Source organism: Pantoea sp. X-Soil-MYKO-1289 (assembly GCF_059730625.1).
This window is the reverse complement of record NZ_AP036004.1, coordinates 4,019,303-4,039,648: the sequence shown is the minus strand read 5'-3', so window position 1 is coordinate 4,039,648 and position 20,346 is coordinate 4,019,303. Positions and strand designations below refer to the sequence as shown.

The following is a 20,346-nucleotide window of genomic DNA, read 5'->3' as shown; positions in this document are numbered from 1 at the left end:
AAATGACTGGGCATAATACTGAAACTGTCTTCAGACTGCCAATAGTTTGCTGATTAAAGCATCATGACGCGCCTTCTGGCGCCCCATGCGCAGGCGTTCAGCGCGGATGATGGTCTTCAGATCGGACAGCGCCAGATCGAAATCATCATTGATAATTAAATAGTCGTATTCGGCGTAGTGGCTCATCTCGGAGACCGCCTGCGCCATGCGGCGGGCAATCACCTCTTCGCTGTCCTGACCGCGACCGCGCAGACGGCGGTCCAGCTCGTCCTGCGAAGGCGGCAGCACGAAGATGCTGCGCGCGGCGGGCATTTTCGCGCGGATCTGCTGCGCGCCCTGCCAGTCGATATCAAGGAACACATCGACGCCGGTGGAGAGCACCTGCTCGATCGCTTTACGCGACGTGCCGTAATAGTTGTCGAAGACTTTCGCATGCTCGAGGAAGGCGTCTTCCGCGATCATCGCTTCAAATTCATCTTTTGAGACGAAGTAATAGTGTTCGCCATGGGCTTCACCGGGACGCATGCCGCGGGTGGTGTGAGAAACAGACACCTGCGTATCGTACAGCGGTTGTGTCTTCAGTAACGCCTGAATCAGGCTGGATTTACCCGCGCCGCTGGGGGCGGAAACAATAAAAAGCGTGCCTTGAGCCATGGTCTTCTTGAATTGAGTAAAGAGCGGAGTCGATTTCCTGCAAAGTATACACGGCTTAGGGCCGTCACGCAGCGTTTGCGCATGGCGCGGCGCTAAATCTTTTGCGGCGCGGCGCGTAAAACCGCCTTTTCCAGCCTGCAAACGCCTCTGTTTTCTGCCTGTTCCCTTCCGTTCTGCTGTTTTAGCTGTCGCCCTGTCGCGTCCGTGCCGCTTCAATAGGCGAAACGTTGAGGAGGCTCATTATGAAAGAGACGCTACGCCTGCTGCTGTGCCTGTTGTTGCTGGCTGCCGGTTCGGCACATGCGCTTTGTCCGGTCTGGACGCCTGCGCGCGCCGGAGAGGAGATCGCCCGTCTGCAGCGGCAGCTGGAACACTGGGACGACGCCTACTATCGCGACGGCAAGAGCCTGGTCAGCGATGCGGACTACGATACGCTGCTGCAGCGGCTAAAAAGCTGGCAGCGCTGCTTCACGCCCGCTCAACCGACCTATGCCTCTCAGCTGCCCGCCAGCGGCAGGGTCGCGCATCCGGTGGCGCATACCGGCGTAAAAAAAGTGCGCGATAAGCTGGCGCTGGCGTACTGGATGCAGGATCGGCGCGACCTGTGGGTGCAGCCGAAAATCGACGGCGTCGCGGTCACGCTGGTCTACGAGGCGGGAAAGCTGGCGGCGTTAATTAGCCGCGGCGATGGCCTGCATGGCGAGTCCTGGTTAGCGAAAGCGTCCTTTATTCCCGCCATCCCGCTGAAGATCGAGAGCGACGCGCCGCGGGTGGTGCTGCAGGGCGAACTCTTTCTGAAGATGACCGATCATCGCCAGTCGCGCGACGGCGGCAAAAACGCGCGGGCGCAGGTAGCGGGCGCGCTGATGAGTCAGAGCCCTGGACCCCTGCTGGCCGATATCGGTCTGTTTATCTGGGGATGGCCGGATGGGCCCGCCGCGATGACGGATCGTCTGCGGCAGCTTGCCGACTGGGGACTGGGTCTGGCGCAAACGTGGAGCCAGCCCGTACGCGACGAGGAGGAGGTCGCGGTCTGGCGCGACCGCTGGTTCAACGCGCCGCTGCCTTTCGCAACGGACGGCGTAGTGGTGCATCAGGCGACGCGTCCCGCCGGACAAAGCTGGATGCCAGGCGAAGGCGACTGGGCGGTGGCGTGGAAATTTGAGCCGCCGGACGTCACTAGCGAAGTGCGTTCGGTAGATTTCACTACCGGCCGCACCGGCAATATTACCGTGGTGCTCACTCTTCAGCCGGTCGCGCTCGACGACAAAATCGTCCGGCGCGTGAACATCGGCTCGCTGCGGCGCTGGCGAACATGGGACGTTATCGCCGGCGATCAGGTGGCCATTAGCCTGGCGGGACAGGGCATTCCTCGTCTGGAAAGAGTGATATGGCGAGTCGCAGAACGCGCTTACCCGCAGCCGCCGGATGCGGAAAGCTTTACGCCGCTCAGCTGCCTGAGCGTGACGCCCGCCTGCCGTCAGCAGCTGCTGGCGCGGCTAAGCTGGCTAAGCCAGAAGCCGATGCTGGATATCGCCGGCGTGCAGCGCAGCACCTGGCTGCGGCTGCTGGAGAACCGCGCCATGTCCCATCTTTTCTCCTGGCTGACGCTGACGCCGGAGCAAATCGCGCAAAGCTCAGGCATCACTCCAGCGCGCGCGCAGCAGCTCTGGCATCGGTTCAACCTGACGCGTCAGCAGCCGCTGCGGCGCTGGATCGGCGCGCTCGGCATACCGCTGCCGCGGCGCGCGCTAAACGCTTTGCCAGACAGGACCTGGGATGAGGTGCAGCAGCGCGGCGTGCAGCAGTGGCAGGCGCTGCCGGGCGTAGGCGCGATCCTGGCGCAGCGTATTCACGCCATGCTGCAGGATGCGCGCATACAAAAACTGATCGCGTTTCTGCGACAGCAGGGCATTCCGGGCGAGGTCAGTGCTCCGGGTGGGGATAGTTGAACACCGGCAGGCCAAGCCGGAAGCGCAGCGCCAGCAGGCGCGCCAGAAAGCCGAACAGCAGGGTAATAATCACCACGGCCTCATGCGCCAGCGAGGTTTTCAGCAGCAGGATATAGATCCAGCCGGAGGCGAAGGCGATACCGGCATAGAGCTCTTTCTGAAACACCAGCGGAATACGATTACAGAACATATCGCGCAGCACGCCGCCGAATACGCCGGTAATCACCGCGGCGATGGCGGCGATAATCATCGCATGGCCGCTGTCCAGCGCGACCTGCGCGCCGATAATCGAGAAGACCACCAGGCCCAGCGCATCCAGCACCAGGAAAACTTTGCGCAGGTGGGTCATCAGCGGCGCAAGCCAGGTCGTCAGCACGGCGGCGGCCGCTACGATCATGATATATTCCGGATGCTTCACCCAGCCGAGCGGGTAATGACCCAGTAAAATATCCCGCACCGATCCGCCGCCAATCGCCGTTACCGACGCAATGATAATCACGCCGAACAGATCCATTTTGCGTCGTCCGGCGGCAAGCGCGCCTGTCATGGCTTCGGCCGTAATGCCGATAATATAGAGGACGGTTAATAACATAGCTGGCTCCAGAAGGTGGGCGGCAAGGCTACGGGGTGAGTAAAATATCAGCAACTGAGAATTTCTCAGGCGATCGCTTCGCATCAGTTTAACTTATGACGGCCTGCGGAAAAACGCCGACGTAGCGGCAAAGCGAGGGCAGCGCTGCGGCGGCCGGATAAGAAAAACGAATTATTGATACGGCAGGCGATGAAGCGAAGCGCTATTAAGGCGGGGTTATCGAGAAAAGCGCGAAAGAGGTCGCTTAGTCAGTGAGGAATGTCCGGGAAAAAAATAAAATATAGCGCCAACAAAAAGAAAAAAGCGTGCTGTCACCAGCACGCGAATGCATCTTGTCAGATGCCCAGAGCCCACCATACAGACTTGTTTTTATTATGCGATTCTTGCGCGAATGCGACTGTAATCTTTGAGATTAAAACGATATTCCGGCTGAAAGCTCGAGCGGCCATAATAGCAGTAGATCAGCATGCGAATAGAGGCCATTGCCAGATAACCCCAGATGGCGCACAGTACCGACGGCGTCAGCCAGACAGTAAATAACGTCACGCCGAGTCCAAAAAGCACAGACAGCGTTTCTGTAAAGGCGATGCGAGTATATTGCTTTTCGCGCTGTAAAACGGCGCGGTAATGTTGTCCCTGCGGAATAATAATAAAAATAACAGAGACCATTTCCAGCATAATAGCCAGTTCGGGCTGCTGCAGGTAGTTGCCGATAAGATCGCTGCCGGTAAACAGCACGGCGAAAATAACCAGGCTCAGCAGCATATTGCCCCAGTAAAGCATCGACTGATCGCGTACCGACAGCGTGCCGCTGCGGATCAGCGCGTTGGAAAAGCTGCGGTCAGCCAGCGTATCGATGACCAGCAGCCCGATGATGGCGATCGCCAGCAGATTCAGCTCGTTAGCCTGCAGTATTTGCGCCAGTAAAGAGAGCTGAAGCACCCCAATGCCGATGATTTTAATCGATGAAAGAATCGACCACTTTGCGCCGGTAAAGCTTCGTTCACGTATCGCCATGATATGCTCGTTAGGTACAGGTACCGAGTAAAATGTGACGTATGAAATAGCAGGCTATTTCACACTAATAATTAATGCCATTCGCCTGCGCGAAGTCCAGACGCAGTACGCCAGGCCTCACCTGTTATTATTGATTCAATGCGATGGATTTCTGAAACGTAAATAATTTCCCCATTATTACTATTATCCCGGGACAGGGCCGTCTTTTCTGTGGTTAGCAGAAAAGCGGCCAGGTCCTGGGCAAATCCTTTTATATTTTTATATTCTCCAGCCAGCATCCTACCGGCGATCTCAACAAGTTCTTCTTCTGACAGCAGAGCCGTAGTTGAGCAATCCATTTTTTATTTCCTGGTGTTGTTATTTTTAAGTGTTGCTGTGTGTGGCTAATTTATACCTCGTTTTTTTTAATTCCACACCATCAGAAAAGTCCGATAACGTCGCTGCAGAAATAAATGGATTCACTCTTTGCATGAAATTTTTTTAACTTCCGTTCTAAAGGTTTATTAATCGTTGTGCAGTAAAAAGGGTAATCCGCGGGGATAAAAAATGCGCACACGCGGAGAATGCATGTATTTCAGGCGTTACAGCGAAACGGCGGCGTTCGCTACCCAGGACTTTTCCCGGATAGCGGGCTTTAATGAAACTGTTGTGAATCGAGAGGAGGGCTTATGAAAAAGGTGAAAGCGCTTATGCGTTTTTACTGAACTTTTTTCACTTTTCTGAGCCGTAAGGCCCAGCCATGACTAAAGACTGGCGGCTTCTTCGCCGGTTTTATTGGGTGAGCAGGCGGTTGAGACGAGCAAGATCGCTTCTTACCCATTCAATATCCTGAGAAAACTTCCCGTCAGACATAAGCGGCTGGCGATAAATCACCATCACCACCTCCGCGCCTTGTTCATTGGCGACCACGCGCATCGGCATATAAATCTCTTTACCAAAGCCGCTGTCAATCCAGTGATCCATTACGCCAAAGGGATTATGTGGGGTAAAGCGAAGCTTTACTGAACCTTCCGGCCCGCGAGCGCGCCAGTAACTGCCTTCCTGCTCCAGCGTGCTGCTGCTCAGCCCCGAAGCCCATTTGGCGAAGTATTCCGGCTTCCAGATAGTTTCATATAAATCTAACCAGTTACGCGCAATGGTCTGACTGACAACCTGAGACGACAACATGCTACCTCCGGAACCGGGTTAAAAAGGCATTAAAACATGTTGGGTGCAGGGGGAGAATCGCGCGCAACCAGAAGTGTGGCGCAGACAGGATTTCATCCAGCAGGCCGGGCGGCCTGCCGGGAGCGGTCACAGGAAACGTCCGCGCGCGTCAATCAGCTGGATCTCTGCGCGACCGTCGGCGTGACGCAGCACATAGCTATCCGACTGCGCCATCACCGCACAGCTGTGATTGGGGTAGATACGCAGCAGGGCGCCGACGTCTGGCGCGCTATCCTGCCAGGCGATAAAGCCATGCTCCTCCGACAGCTTGCTAATCTCATAGCAGGTGCCGCTCTCATCGACGGCGACGCCGAAGCCGCTGGCGCTGGTGCCGTGCGGCCCTTTATCCGAACTCAACATTTTAGAACCGGCATCGATAATAGCGAAATGGCGGTTTACCGCGACCACGCGGGCGATAACGCTCAGCGCCAGGTCATCAACGCGGCTCAGGCCGAGGCGGCAGGCGGTCAGATCGAGCAGGGCGTAGTTTCCCGGACGGATCTCGTCGGTTCCGTCGGCCACCGGCGCGGCGAGCGCCGTGGGCGTCGCGCCGACGGAAACCGGGCAGTGGGCGAAACCCGCTGCGCGCAGCTGGCCTTGTACCTGCTGCATCAGCCGCGCCTCTTCCAGGGCGATCTCCGCAATGGCGTCGCGGTTCCCCGCGCCGTAGGCGTGCCCTGCGTGCGAGACCAGACCGGCAAAACGAAGCTGCGCTGCCTGCATTGCCTGCGCCAGCTTTACCGCGTCGTCGCGATGTGGATCGACGCCGATACGGTGGAGTCCGACATCTACCTTAATCGCCACCCCAACGTCGGCGTCAGGCTGCTGGCGCAGCGCCTCGGCGATAGCGGCTACGCCATGCGGCGCATCGACAATCAGCGTCACCTTCGCCTGATGCTGCGCCGCCAGCTTCAGCAGCGGCGCAATGCTGTCGGCGCGAATCACCGGGTAGGCCAGCAGGATATCGCGCTCGCCGCCGCGAATAAAAACTTCGCCTTCCCCTGGTTTGGAGACGGTGATGCCGCAGGCGCCCAGCGAGCGCTGGCGGCGGGCGATATAGAGGCTTTTATGCGTTTTGATATGGGGACGAAGCGCGACGCCAGCGCGGCTGGCTTTTTCCTGCATGCTCTGCAGATTGGTTTCCAGCCTGTCGGCGTCGATTTCAATATAGGGGGTGAGGCGATCGTCAGGCAGAGGACGTTGCCAGCGTTGGTTCATATCCATACGAGGTTCCTGCAGAAACAGAGAGAACCTCATCATTCAGCAATTTGCCGCGGGATGCCAGCCGCGGCAGCTGAAAACCGCATCACAACCACTCTGGTCATGATGCAGAGCAAATTAAACGTAGAGCGAGGCTTCACCTGGCGGGCGGGTTTTGAAGCGGCGGTGCAGCCACAGATACTGCTCCGGCGCGCGCAGAATCTGGCTTTCGATCACCTTATTCATATAGGCGGCGGCGGCGGCTTCATCGGTATGCGGGTAGTTTTCCAGCTCGGGATCGATAATCAGCTGATAGCCGTAGTTATCGGGATTGCGGATCAGCGAGATGGTCAGCATCGCCGGATTAGCCAGGCGCGACAGAACGAAGGTGCCGTTGGTGGTGGCAGCTTTTTCAACGGCGAACAGCGGAGCAAAGACGCTGCCTTTCGGGCCGTAATCCTGATCCGGCGCAAACCATACCGATTCGCCTTTCTTCAGCGCATGCACCATGCCGCGCAGATCGCGCCGATCGATCATCGCCTTGTTGGAGCGCATACGGCCTTTGGTCTGCGCCCACTCCATCGCCCGGTTGTTGTGCGGGCGATACATCGCCATCATCGGCTGACACAAACCGCTGATGCGGCCGCCCAGCTCCAGCGACATAAAATGCACGCCAATAACCATTACGCCGCGCTTCTGCTCCATGGCGGACCGCAGATGGTGCATGCCTGACACCTCAAACAGTTTTTTCACTGCGCGATCGGACCAGAACCATGCGATGCCGGTTTCCATCAGCGCCATGCCCAGCGAAGCGAAGTTGCCCGCGATCATGCGCTCTATATCGTGTTCGGCAATGCCGGGAAAGCAGAGTTCGATGTTGCGCCGCGTAATGCGCTCCCGACGCTTAAGGAAATGACGAGAAAGCGTGCCGGCGTTGGCGCCGAGACGCATCAGAACAGGATAAGGAAGCTGAACCAGCAGCCACAGGATGCCCAGACCTAACCAGGTTAACCAGTAACGCGGATGCAGCATTGAACGGCAAAAAGCTCCGGTCTTTTTCATAGCGCACCTTTATGTGATGAGTGTATGTATCGCATAAAGAAGCACTTCCCTAAGTTCCCCAGGCGCTACAGCTTGTAGTCAATCGGACCGGCACATTAGCAAAAAGTGCCGCGAAAGAAAGTGAAACTGCGGAATCATATGGAGATGAATGTTTCATTGAACGGGTGATTATCGTAGAGAGAGGGAATAATCGCGATAAAATTTATTTTATAAACAGAAGGTTAAGAAAAAATCTAAGCGGTAGCTTATAGCAAACGCTCTAACATTAAGAGTGGTCTGGAAATGAATGCTTATGTTTATTTACGCAGAATTTACGCTAGCGGACAGAGAAAACAACGAAAAGCTCGCCGGGAGGCGAGCCTTTCGTTCAGCAGGCGTCGTCTGTCACTCGATGTTCTGAATCTGATTATTGAGTAAGTGGCTCAAGCTCCTTCTTTTTATGAATTACTTGAGTGGAAATTTCTTAAGGGGTACACGCCTGTGTACACCCTAAAAGAGGGGCATGGATGTTTTGACCATAATCTGATCGCCGCCTTTTCAAATAGAAATATGCGTGCCAAAGGTGCTTACCAGCATGCGTACTCCATGCTGCGTACTTTAACAAGTCTCTCATGAGACTTATCGGCTTGGCATGCTGCCGCTAGTTTTTGGCCCGCTCATGCTCCAAATGTGTAAAGGCGGATAAAGGTAAATTAGGTTTCAGCTCACATCGCGGGCGGTGCTCATAATGGCCCAAATGGAAAAAAAACCCTTTGGAAACCATGCATTCTGGTGGATACCAGGCTGGATACCTTGCCGTAATCTAGTCGTGCCAGTTACCCGGCTTGAGGCTCAGCTCTGAGATGTGGGGTTTTCTAACCGTACTGTTTTGACGATGTGACGCTGTAGACATCACCTCGCTGATAGTGGTTACCACTTACCACGATTGGTTACCGTTCCGCACGCACTTTATGTATAACCAAATACATGTCGTTCAGTTGGTTCATTTTGCAAATACTATTGTTTTAAAATGGTTAATTTCAAAAAAGTGGACCAGCACAACCCCGAATTGAACCAACAACCAGGCAATCTGAACCAACAATTTTTCATCTCTTACACTGTCTTACGGTGCTAAAATGCTCGCTTCTCTCCTGATGCTGGTAGCCTATGAGCAAATCCCTGTCTGTGACATTCCGAGTGCCTGCTGAGTTAAGCGAGACCTTTACCGATGCAGTTAGCGCCGCTGGTGTTGATAAAACAGCATGGCTTGTCGATGCCATACGTCAGAAGCTGAACCTGCCAGACCGTAATGCTTACGCGCGCATGATGGCGTTGGTAGAACGGATGGAGATTGCGGCGGCGGCTTTGACTGGCGGTGAGCAGGGCATCCCTCCTTTGCCATACGATGAGCCAGCAGTGATTCGCATCGTCGAAGAGTCTATGGCGCAGGGATTTGATAATGGCCGTATCATTGCAGAACGGCTTAATGAGGCTGGCTATCAGACTAATGCAGGCAAGGCGTGGGATAAGGACATTTATAGTGCTTGGAAGAGGCGGTTCAACCTTGAGGTTAGATGAAAAATAGCGCTTAAATTATTAGACTGGTAATCTTTGCTTGGTTTGATAACCCTTTTTTTATTCCGGTGCGACATGTCTAAGTCAATTGATGATCCTTATTTTCAGTCCTTACTTAGAGAGCTTACATCTCTGCCTAAAGAAACCGAATGGGCGGAGTTCAAAAGCAACTCGATTAGAGCTGAGGACTTGGGAGAGTACATTTCTGCTCTTGCTAACTCGGCAGCCCTTGAAGGTAAGACGAAGGCATATATGGTATGGGGTGTTGATGATGAGACTCACTTAATCAGTGGTACCGATTTTAAGCCTTCTTTAGAGAGACATAAGCAGCAAGAACTTGAAAGCTGGTTGCTGCAAAATCTTGAGCCTAAGATTGACTTCACTTTCAACGAATTCTTATCTATCGAGAACAAACCTGTTGTCATCCTTGAAATACCGGCAGCACAGCACACCCCTGTGAGATTTCTCGGTATTGAATATATTCGAATTGGTTCTTATAAAAAACCCTTGGGGAAACATGCCGAAAAGGAGCGCTCTCTTTGGCGTGTTTTTGATAGGAAGCCATGGGAGTTTCGCATAGCTAAGGAAAGATGCGGTGCTGATGAGGTTTTAAGCCTTATTGATTACCCCTCCGTTTTCTCTCTGCTTTCTCAGCCTCTTCCCGATGGCAGGATGGCAATCTTAGAATATCTTACAAAAGAGAGAGTTGTAGAGAAGAATGACGCTGGCAGCTGGAACATTACTAATCTAGGAGCAATACTTTTTGCGCGAGAGCTTGACGCGTTTCGTCACTTATCAAGAAAAGCCATCAGGCTGATCCAATACAATGGGAACAATCGCTACAAAACTATCAAAGAGCAGGTTGGTCATAAAGGTTATGCTGTGGGTTTTGAAGGACTTATAGATTATATAAATAACCTTCTGCCTACCAATGAAGTCATAGGTAAAGCGTTTAGAAGTGAAGTGCGCATGTACCCTGAAACTGTCTATTCGAGAGTTGGTCGCCAATGCCCTGATACATCAGGATTTCAACATCAGTGGTACTAGCCCTATGCTTGAGCTATTTGATGGCCGTATGGAAATCTGTAACCCAGGCTTGCCATTGGTGGATATTGATCGTCTCTTGGACTCGCCTCCCCGCAGCCGAAATGAAGGCATCGCGTCCCTTATGCGTAGGATGAAAATATGCGAGGAAAGAGGAAGCGGTATTGATAAGGTTGTAATCGAAACTGAAATATATCAGTTGCCGGCACCTCACTTTGAAGTCTACCAAGACCATACAAAGGTTACTTTGTTCGCACATCGGGATTTTAAGGATATGGATAGTGAAGAAAAAGTGCGTGCTGCTTACCTCCATTGCGTCCTTAAGTATCTCGATAAGAGTCCAATGAACAACACAACGCTTCGTGAGAGGTTTGGTATTGATGAAAAAAATAGCGCCATGATTAGCCGTATCATCAAACAAGCAGTTCAGGACAACCGAATCAAACCTTATGATCCAAGTGTGGGCTCAAAGGCGATGCGTTATATACCTATATGGGCTTAAAACCATTTGCTTGATGGTTGCTTGATTTTCTTCGATTGAGAAAGAAACCTTGCAACCACTTAAGATGATTTTTATTAGTTTAATCATGTGGTTGCAGTTTGCGTCTGCTTTAATATTTGCTTGATGGTTGCTTGACGCTTAGAGAAAAACCTCTAAAAAACATATGGATGTGGCATAGTCTGGTTCTCCTACCTCCTTGCTTATCTTAACGGCTCGCAGTCTTCCGCTTTTGACCCATTGAGTAACAGTGCCTGTTGAGATGCCCAAGATTGCTGCGGCTTCTTTTCTGGTCAGAGTTAGTTTTTCCATAGGGGATTTACCACCGGTTCACGTGAAGATAGAGGGTGATGGCGTATCGTCACATAAAGGCTAAATATACACATGTATATTTAATGGGTGTGTGACGTTATCTCTTTGCTGCAGGCTTCTTCCATTGATAATCCTTGGCAGTCATCCTCTGCCTGTAGAGCCTGAGCCACTCCGTTTCGGATGGTCTAGAGCGTGTGCCTGTCCAGTGGCTCACCGTTCTGGCGGGCAATCTGTAGCAGCGTCATCTCGATCGTCTGTCGGTCAATCATTTCGCACCAGCCTGTTTATAGTGAACGTTCAGTCGTTCTTTTATGCTTAATGCGGCTGGCGGCGTCAACCTTCCACAAGGCGTTGCCTTCTTAGTGAAGTTGGGTGATTCTGGAGTGGTTAGACGCTATCTACAGTGAATCCCATGTTGAAAAATGCTCTTGATCTAATTGGCTTTAGTAACGCGCACACCAACGAGGTGAAAAATGAGTATTGAAACAATCGCTGATGTTACGGCCCCTCTGAGAACCTACGCTGCCTTGCTCGAAGGGCGCGCTGGAGATCTTCACCAATCGCTTTTAAGTTATTATGAGAGAGAGCGCGGGATGCATGAACATATCTCTGTCAAACTGGATGACAACAGAGTGGCTATAGCCATCCCCAGCCTGAAATTTGATTGCTTAAGTCGCAATAGGTTGGCTTTTGCAGGTAAAGATTTGGTTGCGGAAATTGAGTTTTTTACCGTCAAAGATGAACAAGAAATTTCCATCCTCAAATGCTATCTGTCCACCGAAGGTAAGTTCTCGTTTTGTTCCATTGATAACGAGCCGCAATACGATTTCTACCGTGATAGAACTATCGAGCCTGCCTTATTTGGTCAGTTATTCCGGGCTGCCTCAGCTAAAAAGATGATATCTATTTAATACGAATATGCTGGACGCAAAGCGCCCAAAGCTTATGCCGCTTTTTCCTGCTCCCTTTGCCAGCGCCGGTAGCCTTCCATCTGGCGTGCTTTACCCTCTGCCGTCAATGCGCCCGTACTATGACCGCCGTGATATTTGCAGCGTCCATTACTACTGATGTCTGTCCGCTTGCATGGCATTCCGGCTCGGGTTTTGGCTGCGCATGGGATATGCCGTAATTCTTCGGGCATCGGCTCATGAATGGGCTTTAAATCATGTCGGTACCCTGACGCCCGCCAGCGGTCAAAGCGTTCTCTTTGGCGCTGGTGGTGAGCTCTCAGCTGGTGGAGTAGTGAAGCTCTGTTGTCCATCTAACTCATCTCAAAGTTAACTTTTGTCAGGTATCCATGGGGTAGGGCAGGCAATGCGAACTATAGCCGCGAACCTCAGCGCGAACTCAGGCGATATCACGAGCCAGTTTCTCAGCTATGGCCTGACGCACGAAACTCTGCCCGGTTCCCATAACAGGGATGACTGTAATCGCCACCACGGCGTTTAATCATGCTATCCACTTTATCCACCAGCTCATTCTCTACGGTGACTATCAGGCGGCTTGTGGGCGCGCCGTTAAAGTACTGGTTAACCTGCTTCTTCGTGCTCATCGTCATCCATACACCCTCTTTAACATGCTTGAATGCCAATAACTGACTAGCTCAGAGATAGTCAGCGGATGCTCCTTCACGCGTCTTCCGGGATGACCCGTGAAAAGTTAAAAATGACCCGGCGCCGCGATATGCCCCCGCTGCGATCGCTGAAGGTCATGGCGTTATTGTTGACAGCCAGAACAGGCGTGGAGTACGGCGGCATACGGCTGAGACTGATCGCACGTTAATAAGATAATAAAAGAGCATCTCTGACCGTAATAATGGACCAGGCTATAAAGATTTTACGGTGTTAACAGCGGAAAGAAGGACACCGATTAAGACCAGCTCGAAAACTACCAGCAGCAGTAGCCTTTCAAACTTTCCCAGGCCTGGATGTGACAGGATGGCATTACCTGTGCTGAATGCTGTCAACACCATGCCCAGTGTAGAAGCCACTAAAAGACTCCAGAATATGATCGGATGCCAGTCTGCACCTTTTAGTTCCCGTTGCCTCAGAACCGCAGCCATCACGACTGACTGTAATAGTCCCAGCGCTATCGGGTCAGACGTTTGATTTGCGATTTTGCAGTAGTCAGACAGCAAATTTTTCACACCATACCCTTAGTTTTCACACAACGAACCAGCATAGTAGTCCTTTCACTTCGAAGGCTTTAACCTGGCCACATTCAGGTTCTCCTGACAACCATTTCCTTTTCCGGCCCCCACTTTCCGCGTGTATACAGGGGAAAGTGGGGACGAAAGGGGTGTCGCCCCCACCTGGCCCCCACTCATTCCCCCACATTCCTCTGAGAGTGAATGACAATATTTTCGCCATCTAGAGAAACGAGCCCTGCCTTTGTCAGCTTGCTCGGTCAGCGGGAAAAATGCTTGCGAGTATCGATGCCCATAGCCTTCAAATCATCAATAATGATGGCCTTCGTGCAGGCCTCACCCCGCTCATTGCGGCTTCTTACTGAATGCCATATTACCAGATGATTATCACTGAGATTTGGCACGGCAGTTAAATCCGGATCGCTTTCCTCAGCCTCACGGGCCACATTCCGTATGGTTAGCGAGTGGATTTCCTCTCCCTCTTCGTCCGTAAACAGCCCGACCGTCGGCAAGTCGTATGCCCGGCGCTTCGGCTCCTCAGCATCCTTCATTTTGGTGCAGGTCAGTATTAAGGCGATGTTCTCATTCTCGCGCTTCACCTGAAACTCAGCGTCCAGTGTCGCGCGGAACGAACTGGGGTCCCGCGCCTCTTTAACCTCGTCTTTCCCTGAGTGGTGAGCCACCAGCTTGCCTGCACAGCTGTCACCTTTTGGAGCAGCAATATCTGCTGTCCGCTATGAGCGAAGAGCAGACGTATGCATTTTGGCTCATGCATCGATAAATGAAATATGGCTTACGGATTACATAAAAAGAGCCCGGTGTAATCGAACAATATAATCTGCAGTCGGATTGGATTGCTTATCACCCATTCGCTCCTGAATTGCCTGAACAGCAATATCCCGACGCGCAGGCAGCCGTGTTTTTTCCGTTGCGGCGATCGCTGACTTTATTTCATCAAATGTGAGGTCAGTACAGTAGCAAGGTGCACCCGGCTGTTGACGCCATGATTCCTCAACTTTACCTGCATCGAAGGCGTCGAACCCCGTATCACTGACAAGACGCATAACCATTTTCTTGTGCTCTTCGATATTTCCTGCCACCGGAATTGAAATACGTCCTGCCGTACCCTCTGCTTTACCTTTTGTAGCAAGAGAATCGGAACCTATTGCATTCCAGGCTTTCACCATTGGACGGTTCAGGAGGTGAGCTACCCACGCGCTTTCGACCTGACCATCTGAGAACCCTTCGATGTTGCCGTCACGATGTGGATAATAGTTCGACGTATCAGCAACGATGACATGCCTGGGTAATGTCCGGATCAGAGGCGCGATATTCGCAACCTTTTTCATAGGTATGGACAGGATGACAACCTGTGCATCCTGTGTTGCACTGGCTGTATCGGCTGCTTCAGCGCCCGTTTCAAGCACTTCGGGGGCTATCGTTTCAGGCCCACGAGAATTTGCGACCTTAACGGAATGGCCGGCAGAGGCGAGACTGCGAGCAAGCGTTTTACCGATATGACCGGTTCCCAGAACAGCAATCCGGTACTTTTCCTCATTAATCATAACTTCCCCTCTTTGACTCAGGCCGTTACTGTACGGTTACGTTTAACGATGGCATCATGAGTGAGTTGTTCGCCTGCAGACATAAACTCCTTGATCAACGCATCTCTGTTTAGTGGAGCGCGAGTTTTATCCGCTGCCTTGAGGGCTGCTTCAAGCTCCCCGGTTTTTAGCTCAGTACAGTAGGCTGGAGTGCCGGGCTGTTGCCGCCATGATTCGCTAAGCGTACCGGCATCAACTGCATCGAAACCGGTTTGACTGACCAGTTCAAGTGCAACAGATTTAGCTACAGTACTGTCGCCGGCAACCGGAATAGCAATACGGGAGGGTGAACCGGCAATCAGCCCTTTCTCTTTAAGCGTCTCGGCCAGAACAGCGTTCTAGGCTTTGACAAGAGGTCGTTTGACTATTTCACTGGCGTACACGCTTTCAGGTTTGCCTTCACGGATCGCTTCAATGTCCCCGTCGCGGAAGGGATAATAATTAGACGTATCAATGGCGATCACGCTTTCCGGAACATCACGCAAGAGTTCAGCCAGTTCAGCATGCTTGTTAAAGGGCGTAGAGAGGATAATGACATCCACATCTCGTACGGCTTCCTGACGCTCAACCGCCAGTGCCCCGACTCTTCGCGCCAACTCTGCAATTGTTTCCGGTCCCCTTGAGTTCGCCAGTTTTACCTCATGGCCCTGCACAGAGAGCTTATGTGCCAGGGTCGCACCAATGTTTCCAGCGCCAATAATGCCTATTTTCATACCAGTACCTTTTGTCTGAGTGGAGGATGATCAGTTATCAGCGGGATGAGCAAAGTTATTGAGGGTATCTCGTAACTCCTCGAGCTTCGCATCCGATAACTGACAGGCTGATTTGATTTTTTCGGTCACGCTCCACAGTTCGCTTTGCAAAGCGAGCCCGTCATCCGTAAGGGTAATGAGAACTCGCCTTTCGTCAGCGCGATCCCGCATGCGAACTATGCGTCCGGCAGCTTCAAGCCGTTTGAGAAGAGGGGTAATGGTGCCGGTATCCATGCCGAGCTTATTCCCGATATCACCCACGGTGCATGGGGTGCCATTAAACAACTCCAGCATGACCAGATATTGTGGGAAGGTAAGTCCCAGCGGGTCCAGGAACGGCTTATGTAACCGATTCATTCGGCTTGCCGCACCATATAACGCAAAAGAAAGTTGTGTCCCTATTTCCTGCCGTGACTGCTTATTCATATGCCAACTCGTTATCTGGTTGTTGATTATCTAGTGCACTAGATAAAAGCATATAGTAAACTTTTTGTTGGCTAAAGAGCGATGAATAAGTAATTCGTGCGGTATGACAATGACAACAAATCAGGCTGAGAAGTTTACAGACCTACGGGTATATCCTACTGGGCTATTCAAACAGATCCGCTTCTGGCACGAAGCAGGACATTCTTACTGAGCTTTCCTGAATGAGCCTTAACGTCAGGCCAGCAGTGTGTAAACACGGCCATTTAAACCTCTCTTGCTTCTCCCCACTTGCTACCCCCTTTTACAGTTCCCCACTTGCTCCCCACCTGTTTTTTTCAAAACCCTGCTCAACACCAGTACTGGTGCGGGTTTCAGGGGCTCTCCCCACTTTCCGGATATATACAGGGAAAAGGTGGGGAATCCGGGGCACGCTCCCCACCTTTCCCACCACCTCCCCATTTTTTTACCCACTTTTATGATGTGAATGGAGCGTAAGGTGATCACCGTTCTGGATAACCAGATCTTCATCAGTCAGCTTCTGCAACCAGCGGGTAAAGTGTTTGGTATTAATTCCCATTGCTTTAAGGTCGTCGCGTACAATCATTTTTGTACATTCCTCCTGGCTGGCAATACGACTGCGAATAGCCTGCCAGAGAGCCATATGATTTCCTGTAATGTTTGGCACGCCGGCCAGTTTCTGGTTCGCGCTCACCAGCCTCCCGGGCGACATCCCGCACGGCCAGCGAATGGATTTCCTCGCCCTCTTCGTCCTTAAACAGCCTGACCGGCTGCAGGTCGTACGCCCGGCGCTTCGGCGCTTCGGCTCCTCGGCATCCTTCATCTTGGTGCAGGTCAGTATCAGGGAGATGTTCTCATCCTCGCGCTTCACCTGAAACTCTGCGTCCGGAGCAGCCCAAGGGCGCTGACGCCCTGTAATTCTTCGACTTCACCTGTCAACTTATGGTGGTGTTATAAAATCCCCATGTCCTCGGCGATTTAAAAAAATGCATCAGAGAAAGGCACCACAAGTGGTTTTAATTTGACCAGTTAGCTCAGTCTGGCAGGTGGAAACCATTTTTATTCATTAATTTCATGACTTTAAGAACTGGTCTAATGACACCCCCAGGAAAAAAGTGTACAGGTGATTTTGAATATTAACCTTAATTATCAATAATTTAATTGACCTGCCGCCGCCACCATGAAAATGCAAAAATCAGCCGTTTTCCGCGGGGCCGCCGCCTCGTGGACAGGGCACCCCGTCGGGAGGACCCGCAGGTTCAGCGCGCAGCGGGGGATCATTTTTCTTTTTGCCCTGACTTTTAACCGCCCACGCTTTCGCCACGCTCAGACATTCGTCGAACATCTTATTTTTTCCTCCGCACGAGCCAGCGCGACGGTAAAATTTCAGCGCCCACGTGCGCCGATATTTGCGACGTTACTGGCGAAGCCCTGCCTGGTGAGCTCTGAGATGATGTGTTTCTCTAGAAACTGAGCTGGCGTCAGATTCATGATGTCTCCTCCGGAGAAAACTCGCCCAGATCCGGAATGACCATCTGTGTAAGACTAAGAGCCAAACGCGTCGCTTCTTTCACTCATTTGATATCGCGCTTACGCTGCGCCATGAGTCCACTGCCGCGCTGCCCCCGTAAGGTGAACGATTTCTGGTTAAACACTACTATCGCATCGTGAAGTTTCTGCCCCGTGAGGCTGGCAAGTTCGTTAACAGGGAGTTGCCCTAACTCAATACCGGACTCTTTTTCTGCCAGGTTTAGCAGCCAGATACGTAAATCCTTAGCGATTTTCGTACGTGCCACCATTCCAACAAGATGAGCACCACGAGGTGAGAACAAACGCACTTCGACTTCACGTAAGCTGTTGTTTATCCCATCCATCCTCACTTTGGTCATCATAGTCATGCTTTCGGTAAATTCGTCTTTATGACGATTGTAGATGTCCGATACTTCCCCGGCGCTCAGCCAGCATCGGGCCGGTTAACTGCTCAGAAGTCGATAGTTTTGTCTGAATAAGGTTTTACCCAAAAAGTGTAAAACCCCAGGCAGCGGGATTGCCTCTCATTTTGCTAATGCTCAACTGGAACTTAAGTCATTGATTTTGCATTCGCCGTCACTTTGTCCACTTTATGAAGAGAGCGCAGTCAGGTTGATTGATGAATAAATAGCATCCTGATTTATTGCTGGGGCCACTTTAACCTGCCGCGTCCTTACATTAAATACGGGGCTCCGTTTGAGAACCGGCCGACTCTTAAATCAGTCACAAAGTCGTAAGCTATTGTTTATCACGTCCATCCTCGCTTTGGGTGGGGCGGTCAACCGTAACAGTCAGGAAGAATTTTTTCTTAAAGCGCGATAATCGATTTTCCATGCATTAAGCTTATTGTATAAAGCCGTTCTAGAAATCCCCAGTAGCTGTGCCGACTGACGCAAATTCCCGTGCTGTGCACTCAAAACCTGTAAGATATGCATTCTTTCAAGATCCTGAAGTGAGTTCCGAATATCCCTTGACACTTCGCTGGACAGGTCTTCCTGAAGCGATTCTGGCAAATCGACAAGCCCGACATTTAATCCTTCGGTCAGGTTAATAACACGCTCAATCACATTTTCCAGCTCACGTACGTTACCCGGCCATTCCCAGGCTTGCAAACACGCCATCGCGTCTGGCGTGACCACAGGCGGAATACGCTTCAGGCGCGTGCAGAGCGCCTGTATGAAGGTATTGACCAGCTCAGGAATGTCTTCACGACGATCACGCAGCGGTGGGATCTCCAGAGAAATGACATTTAACCGGTAGTAAAGATCGCGACGAAACGCCCCTTTTTCCACAGCGTCAAGCAGGTCACAATGGGTAGCGGCGATAATGCGCACATTCACTTTCACCGGGAGGGCCGCGCCGATGCGCAACACTTCACTCTCCTGCAGTACGCGCAGCAGACTGGTCTGCGCTTCAAGTGGCATTTCGCCAATCTCATCCAGAAACAGTGTTCCACCATCTGCCAGCTCAAATTTGCCCGCCGATCCGCCGCGCCGTGAACCGGTGAATGCGCCATCTGCATAACCAAACAACTCGCTTTGAACCAGATCACGCGGCAGGGCACCACAGTTGAGGGCAATGAATGCTTCCTGCTTACGCGGACTGGCATTGTGAATGGCTTGAGCAAAAAGTTCTTTACCGGTCCCGCTTTCGCCGTTCAACAGTACTGTACTATCGCTGCGACTGCTGGCGCGCGCTTTCTGAATTGCCAGTTGCATCGGCGGTGCGTTGCCGTGAATCATTTCAAAGGTATAGCTGGCGCTTACGCCCATCACCCGCCGTGTTATAGCGCGAATTCGCTGATTTTCACGCAGCGACAGAACACGTCCGCCATCTGGTGCCGGCATGATTGAGATTAAACATGAGAGCGGAGTAAAACCTTCCGGCGTAAACTGCAATTCGCGGTCATTACAAAACGGCATCATCATCAGTGATGCGCCCTGCGGTCGCAGTAGCTCGTCAATCTGCGTATCCTGTGGATCAAGTCCACTGAAAATTTGACGCGCGTAGCGGTTAATCGTTTTGATGCGACCCTGTTTATCACAGACGATGACCCCTTCATTCAGCGTCTCAAGAATGGACTGCTGTTCAGCCAGCAAACGCCGCAGTGTTAATTGCTGCCCTACCGCTTCCGCTGCTGCCTGTACTGTCCCAAGCGTATGTGCGTTGAAATTATCAGGCGTGGCGGTCAGGGTCAGCACGCCAATCAACTGGCCACTGGCATCGCGAACCGGCGCGGCTGCACATTGGCGATCGCGCCTGCGCAGATCGATTTTCCAGTTTTCACCACTCAGCACAAACACCAGCCGCTGTTCAATCAGGCAGCGCGCGGTGCAGTTCGTTCCCAGCACATCCTCACGCAGGATGCTGCCGACCGGCGTTAAATCCGCGCCGCAAAAATGCAGTGTCACACCCTGAGCATCGGTGAGGTTGATATGACCGTCAGGATTATAGGCGAGCAAATTTTCCATGATGCTCCGCGCAACCTGAATCAATTCGGCATTGTGTTCAAGAATGGCGAGCAGTTCCTCTTCTGGCGGCGACGTGTACACGAAACGTTGAGGATCAATTCCACGTTGCTTCGAGCGCTGCCACGACTGCAAAATGCTTCGGCGCAGCGAGTGTGGTTGTTCACCCTGCTGGAAGTGGTACCAACACTGCCACAGTAAAGCATCCCAGCTGACTACTTCGTCCCTCTTCGGCAGGCTGAAAATCGCATCACTCTCTTCTTTTAATGGCACTGTCCGCATCATCAATTACTCAGGCAAAATTGAAATG

Annotated in this window: 22 protein-coding genes and 2 pseudogenes; 6 read left to right on the top strand and 18 right to left on the bottom strand. The window is 52.1% G+C overall.

Going from position 1 to position 20,346, the window contains the following annotated elements:
- Window positions 1–30 precede the first annotated feature (30 nt).
- Window positions 31–654: a guanylate kinase gene (gene gmk, locus AC6I7Z_RS19185; RefSeq protein ID WP_033754269.1), complete on the bottom strand. Its 624-nt coding sequence runs from the start codon at window positions 652–654 to the stop codon at window positions 31–33.
- A gap of 242 nt (window positions 655–896) precedes the next feature.
- Between gmk and ligB the strand changes: the two are divergent.
- A pseudogene (gene ligB, locus AC6I7Z_RS19180) lies at window positions 897–2,640 on the top strand (NAD-dependent DNA ligase LigB); the annotation flags it as partial.
- Here the strand turns inward: ligB and AC6I7Z_RS19175 are convergent.
- The 6 genes from AC6I7Z_RS19175 to lpxP all read right to left on the bottom strand — a co-directional run bounded on the left by AC6I7Z_RS19175 (window position 2,581) and on the right by lpxP (window position 7,683).
- Window positions 2,581–3,198, bottom strand: coding sequence for a trimeric intracellular cation channel family protein (locus AC6I7Z_RS19175; RefSeq protein WP_033754272.1), 618 nt, complete (start codon window positions 3,196–3,198; stop codon window positions 2,581–2,583). The pseudogene ligB and the gene AC6I7Z_RS19175 overlap by 60 nt on opposite strands.
- Window positions 3,199–3,570: 372 nt before the next feature.
- The gene (locus AC6I7Z_RS19170; RefSeq protein WP_033754275.1) at window positions 3,571–4,215 is read right to left on the bottom strand and encodes an oligosaccharide flippase family protein; all 645 of its coding nucleotides are present in this window, start codon (window positions 4,213–4,215) and stop codon (window positions 3,571–3,573) included.
- 71 nt (window positions 4,216–4,286) lie between these two features.
- Window positions 4,287–4,553 carry a hypothetical protein gene (locus AC6I7Z_RS19165; protein WP_497815347.1) on the bottom strand — a complete coding sequence of 89 codons (267 nt, stop codon included), beginning with the start codon at window positions 4,551–4,553 and terminating at the stop codon, window positions 4,287–4,289.
- Between the two features lie 433 nt (window positions 4,554–4,986).
- On the bottom strand, window positions 4,987–5,382 hold the full coding sequence (locus tag AC6I7Z_RS19160) for a polyketide cyclase (RefSeq protein ID WP_497815346.1): 396 nt from the start codon (window positions 5,380–5,382) through the stop codon (window positions 4,987–4,989).
- Between the two features lie 126 nt (window positions 5,383–5,508).
- The gene (locus AC6I7Z_RS19155) at window positions 5,509–6,645 is read right to left on the bottom strand and encodes an alanine racemase (protein WP_497815345.1); all 1,137 of its coding nucleotides are present in this window, start codon (window positions 6,643–6,645) and stop codon (window positions 5,509–5,511) included.
- Between the two features lie 114 nt (window positions 6,646–6,759).
- Window positions 6,760–7,683: a kdo(2)-lipid IV(A) palmitoleoyltransferase gene (gene lpxP / locus AC6I7Z_RS19150; protein WP_497815344.1), complete on the bottom strand. Its 924-nt coding sequence runs from the start codon at window positions 7,681–7,683 to the stop codon at window positions 6,760–6,762.
- A gap of 1,146 nt (window positions 7,684–8,829) precedes the next feature.
- Between lpxP and AC6I7Z_RS19145 the strand changes: the two genes are divergently transcribed.
- The 3 genes from AC6I7Z_RS19145 to AC6I7Z_RS19135 all read left to right on the top strand — a co-directional run bounded on the left by AC6I7Z_RS19145 (window position 8,830) and on the right by AC6I7Z_RS19135 (window position 10,783).
- The gene (locus tag AC6I7Z_RS19145; protein ID WP_497815343.1) at window positions 8,830–9,240 is read left to right on the top strand and encodes a hypothetical protein; all 411 of its coding nucleotides are present in this window, start codon (window positions 8,830–8,832) and stop codon (window positions 9,238–9,240) included.
- 72 nt (window positions 9,241–9,312) lie between these two features.
- The gene (locus AC6I7Z_RS19140) at window positions 9,313–10,284 is read left to right on the top strand and encodes an AlbA family DNA-binding domain-containing protein (protein ID WP_497815342.1); all 972 of its coding nucleotides are present in this window, start codon (window positions 9,313–9,315) and stop codon (window positions 10,282–10,284) included.
- A gap of 4 nt (window positions 10,285–10,288) precedes the next feature.
- Window positions 10,289–10,783: an ATP-binding protein gene (locus AC6I7Z_RS19135; protein WP_497815341.1), complete on the top strand. Its 495-nt coding sequence runs from the start codon at window positions 10,289–10,291 to the stop codon at window positions 10,781–10,783.
- 138 nt (window positions 10,784–10,921) lie between these two features.
- On the opposite strand, the gene AC6I7Z_RS19130 is transcribed toward AC6I7Z_RS19135, so the two are convergent.
- The gene (locus tag AC6I7Z_RS19130; RefSeq protein WP_497815340.1) at window positions 10,922–11,092 is read right to left on the bottom strand and encodes a helix-turn-helix domain-containing protein; all 171 of its coding nucleotides are present in this window, start codon (window positions 11,090–11,092) and stop codon (window positions 10,922–10,924) included.
- A gap of 473 nt (window positions 11,093–11,565) precedes the next feature.
- Between AC6I7Z_RS19130 and AC6I7Z_RS19125 the strand changes: the two genes are divergently transcribed.
- Window positions 11,566–12,003, top strand: a complete 438-nt coding sequence (locus tag AC6I7Z_RS19125) for a hypothetical protein (RefSeq protein WP_497815339.1) — start codon at window positions 11,566–11,568, stop codon at window positions 12,001–12,003.
- 32 nt (window positions 12,004–12,035) lie between these two features.
- Here AC6I7Z_RS19125 and AC6I7Z_RS19120 read toward each other — a convergent pair whose 3' ends face one another.
- The 8 genes and pseudogenes from AC6I7Z_RS19120 to AC6I7Z_RS19085 all read right to left on the bottom strand — a co-directional run bounded on the left by AC6I7Z_RS19120 (window position 12,036) and on the right by AC6I7Z_RS19085 (window position 16,681).
- Window positions 12,036–12,233 (bottom strand): HGGxSTG domain-containing protein, encoded by a 198-nt coding sequence (locus tag AC6I7Z_RS19120; protein WP_497815338.1) that lies wholly within the window; start codon window positions 12,231–12,233, stop codon window positions 12,036–12,038.
- A 231-nt stretch (window positions 12,234–12,464) separates the two neighbouring features.
- Complete coding sequence (locus AC6I7Z_RS19115) at window positions 12,465–12,644, bottom strand: ribbon-helix-helix domain-containing protein (protein ID WP_497815337.1); 180 nt, start codon at window positions 12,642–12,644, stop codon at window positions 12,465–12,467.
- 273 nt (window positions 12,645–12,917) lie between these two features.
- Window positions 12,918–13,238 (bottom strand): hypothetical protein, encoded by a 321-nt coding sequence (locus AC6I7Z_RS19110; RefSeq protein ID WP_497815336.1) that lies wholly within the window; start codon window positions 13,236–13,238, stop codon window positions 12,918–12,920.
- A 260-nt stretch (window positions 13,239–13,498) separates the two neighbouring features.
- A complete protein-coding gene (locus AC6I7Z_RS19105) occupies window positions 13,499–13,921 on the bottom strand; it encodes a hypothetical protein (protein WP_497815335.1) in 423 nt (140 codons plus the stop codon).
- Window positions 13,922–14,038: 117 nt separating this feature from the next.
- Window positions 14,039–14,803 (bottom strand): NADPH-dependent F420 reductase, encoded by a 765-nt coding sequence (locus tag AC6I7Z_RS19100; protein WP_497815334.1) that lies wholly within the window; start codon window positions 14,801–14,803, stop codon window positions 14,039–14,041.
- A gap of 377 nt (window positions 14,804–15,180) precedes the next feature.
- Window positions 15,181–15,561 (bottom strand): annotated as a pseudogene (locus AC6I7Z_RS19095) (NADPH-dependent F420 reductase); the annotation flags it as partial.
- Window positions 15,562–15,585: 24 nt separating this feature from the next.
- Window positions 15,586–16,020, bottom strand: a complete 435-nt coding sequence (locus AC6I7Z_RS19090) for a MarR family winged helix-turn-helix transcriptional regulator (protein WP_497815333.1) — start codon at window positions 16,018–16,020, stop codon at window positions 15,586–15,588.
- Between the two features lie 463 nt (window positions 16,021–16,483).
- Window positions 16,484–16,681: a hypothetical protein gene (locus AC6I7Z_RS19085; RefSeq protein ID WP_497815332.1), complete on the bottom strand. Its 198-nt coding sequence runs from the start codon at window positions 16,679–16,681 to the stop codon at window positions 16,484–16,486.
- Window positions 16,682–16,694: 13 nt separating this feature from the next.
- Here AC6I7Z_RS19085 and AC6I7Z_RS19080 point away from each other — a divergent pair, with 13 nt between their 5' ends.
- On the top strand, window positions 16,695–16,913 hold the full coding sequence (locus AC6I7Z_RS19080; protein ID WP_497815331.1) for a hypothetical protein: 219 nt from the start codon (window positions 16,695–16,697) through the stop codon (window positions 16,911–16,913).
- 699 nt (window positions 16,914–17,612) lie between these two features.
- On the opposite strand, the gene AC6I7Z_RS19075 is transcribed toward AC6I7Z_RS19080, so the two are convergent.
- Both AC6I7Z_RS19075 and AC6I7Z_RS19070 read right to left on the bottom strand, forming a co-directional pair.
- Window positions 17,613–17,930: a hypothetical protein gene (locus tag AC6I7Z_RS19075; RefSeq protein ID WP_497815330.1), complete on the bottom strand. Its 318-nt coding sequence runs from the start codon at window positions 17,928–17,930 to the stop codon at window positions 17,613–17,615.
- Between the two features lie 429 nt (window positions 17,931–18,359).
- Complete coding sequence (locus tag AC6I7Z_RS19070) at window positions 18,360–20,321, bottom strand: sigma-54-dependent Fis family transcriptional regulator (RefSeq protein WP_497815329.1); 1,962 nt, start codon at window positions 20,319–20,321, stop codon at window positions 18,360–18,362.
- Window positions 20,322–20,346: the final 25 nt, after the last annotated feature.

Excerpts from the sequence above, each read along its gene's own strand:
- gmk (WP_033754269.1), bottom strand. The coding sequence starts at position 654 with ATGGCTCAAGGCACGCTTTTTATTGTTTCCGCCCCCAGCGGCGCGGGT.
- AC6I7Z_RS19175 (WP_033754272.1), bottom strand. The coding sequence starts at position 3,198 with ATGTTATTAACCGTCCTCTATATTATCGGCATTACGGCCGAAGCCATG.
- AC6I7Z_RS19170 (WP_033754275.1), bottom strand. The coding sequence starts at position 4,215 with ATGGCGATACGTGAACGAAGCTTTACCGGCGCAAAGTGGTCGATTCTT.
- AC6I7Z_RS19165 (WP_497815347.1), bottom strand. The coding sequence starts at position 4,553 with ATGGATTGCTCAACTACGGCTCTGCTGTCAGAAGAAGAACTTGTTGAG.
- AC6I7Z_RS19160 (WP_497815346.1), bottom strand. The coding sequence starts at position 5,382 with ATGTTGTCGTCTCAGGTTGTCAGTCAGACCATTGCGCGTAACTGGTTA.
- AC6I7Z_RS19155 (WP_497815345.1), bottom strand. The coding sequence starts at position 6,645 with ATGGATATGAACCAACGCTGGCAACGTCCTCTGCCTGACGATCGCCTC.
- lpxP (WP_497815344.1), bottom strand. The coding sequence starts at position 7,683 with ATGAAAAAGACCGGAGCTTTTTGCCGTTCAATGCTGCATCCGCGTTAC.
- AC6I7Z_RS19145 (WP_497815343.1), top strand. The coding sequence starts at position 8,830 with ATGAGCAAATCCCTGTCTGTGACATTCCGAGTGCCTGCTGAGTTAAGC.
- AC6I7Z_RS19140 (WP_497815342.1), top strand. The coding sequence starts at position 9,313 with ATGTCTAAGTCAATTGATGATCCTTATTTTCAGTCCTTACTTAGAGAG.
- AC6I7Z_RS19135 (WP_497815341.1), top strand. The coding sequence starts at position 10,289 with ATGCTTGAGCTATTTGATGGCCGTATGGAAATCTGTAACCCAGGCTTG.
- AC6I7Z_RS19130 (WP_497815340.1), bottom strand. The coding sequence starts at position 11,092 with ATGGAAAAACTAACTCTGACCAGAAAAGAAGCCGCAGCAATCTTGGGC.
- AC6I7Z_RS19125 (WP_497815339.1), top strand. The coding sequence starts at position 11,566 with ATGAGTATTGAAACAATCGCTGATGTTACGGCCCCTCTGAGAACCTAC.
- AC6I7Z_RS19120 (WP_497815338.1), bottom strand. The coding sequence starts at position 12,233 with ATGCCCGAAGAATTACGGCATATCCCATGCGCAGCCAAAACCCGAGCC.
- AC6I7Z_RS19115 (WP_497815337.1), bottom strand. The coding sequence starts at position 12,644 with ATGAGCACGAAGAAGCAGGTTAACCAGTACTTTAACGGCGCGCCCACA.
- AC6I7Z_RS19100 (WP_497815334.1), bottom strand. The coding sequence starts at position 14,803 with ATGATTAATGAGGAAAAGTACCGGATTGCTGTTCTGGGAACCGGTCAT.
- AC6I7Z_RS19090 (WP_497815333.1), bottom strand. The coding sequence starts at position 16,020 with ATGAATAAGCAGTCACGGCAGGAAATAGGGACACAACTTTCTTTTGCG.
- AC6I7Z_RS19085 (WP_497815332.1), bottom strand. The coding sequence starts at position 16,681 with ATGGCTCTCTGGCAGGCTATTCGCAGTCGTATTGCCAGCCAGGAGGAA.
- AC6I7Z_RS19080 (WP_497815331.1), top strand. The coding sequence starts at position 16,695 with ATGTTTGGCACGCCGGCCAGTTTCTGGTTCGCGCTCACCAGCCTCCCG.
- AC6I7Z_RS19075 (WP_497815330.1), bottom strand. The coding sequence starts at position 17,930 with ATGATGACCAAAGTGAGGATGGATGGGATAAACAACAGCTTACGTGAA.
- AC6I7Z_RS19070 (WP_497815329.1), bottom strand. The coding sequence starts at position 20,321 with ATGATGCGGACAGTGCCATTAAAAGAAGAGAGTGATGCGATTTTCAGC.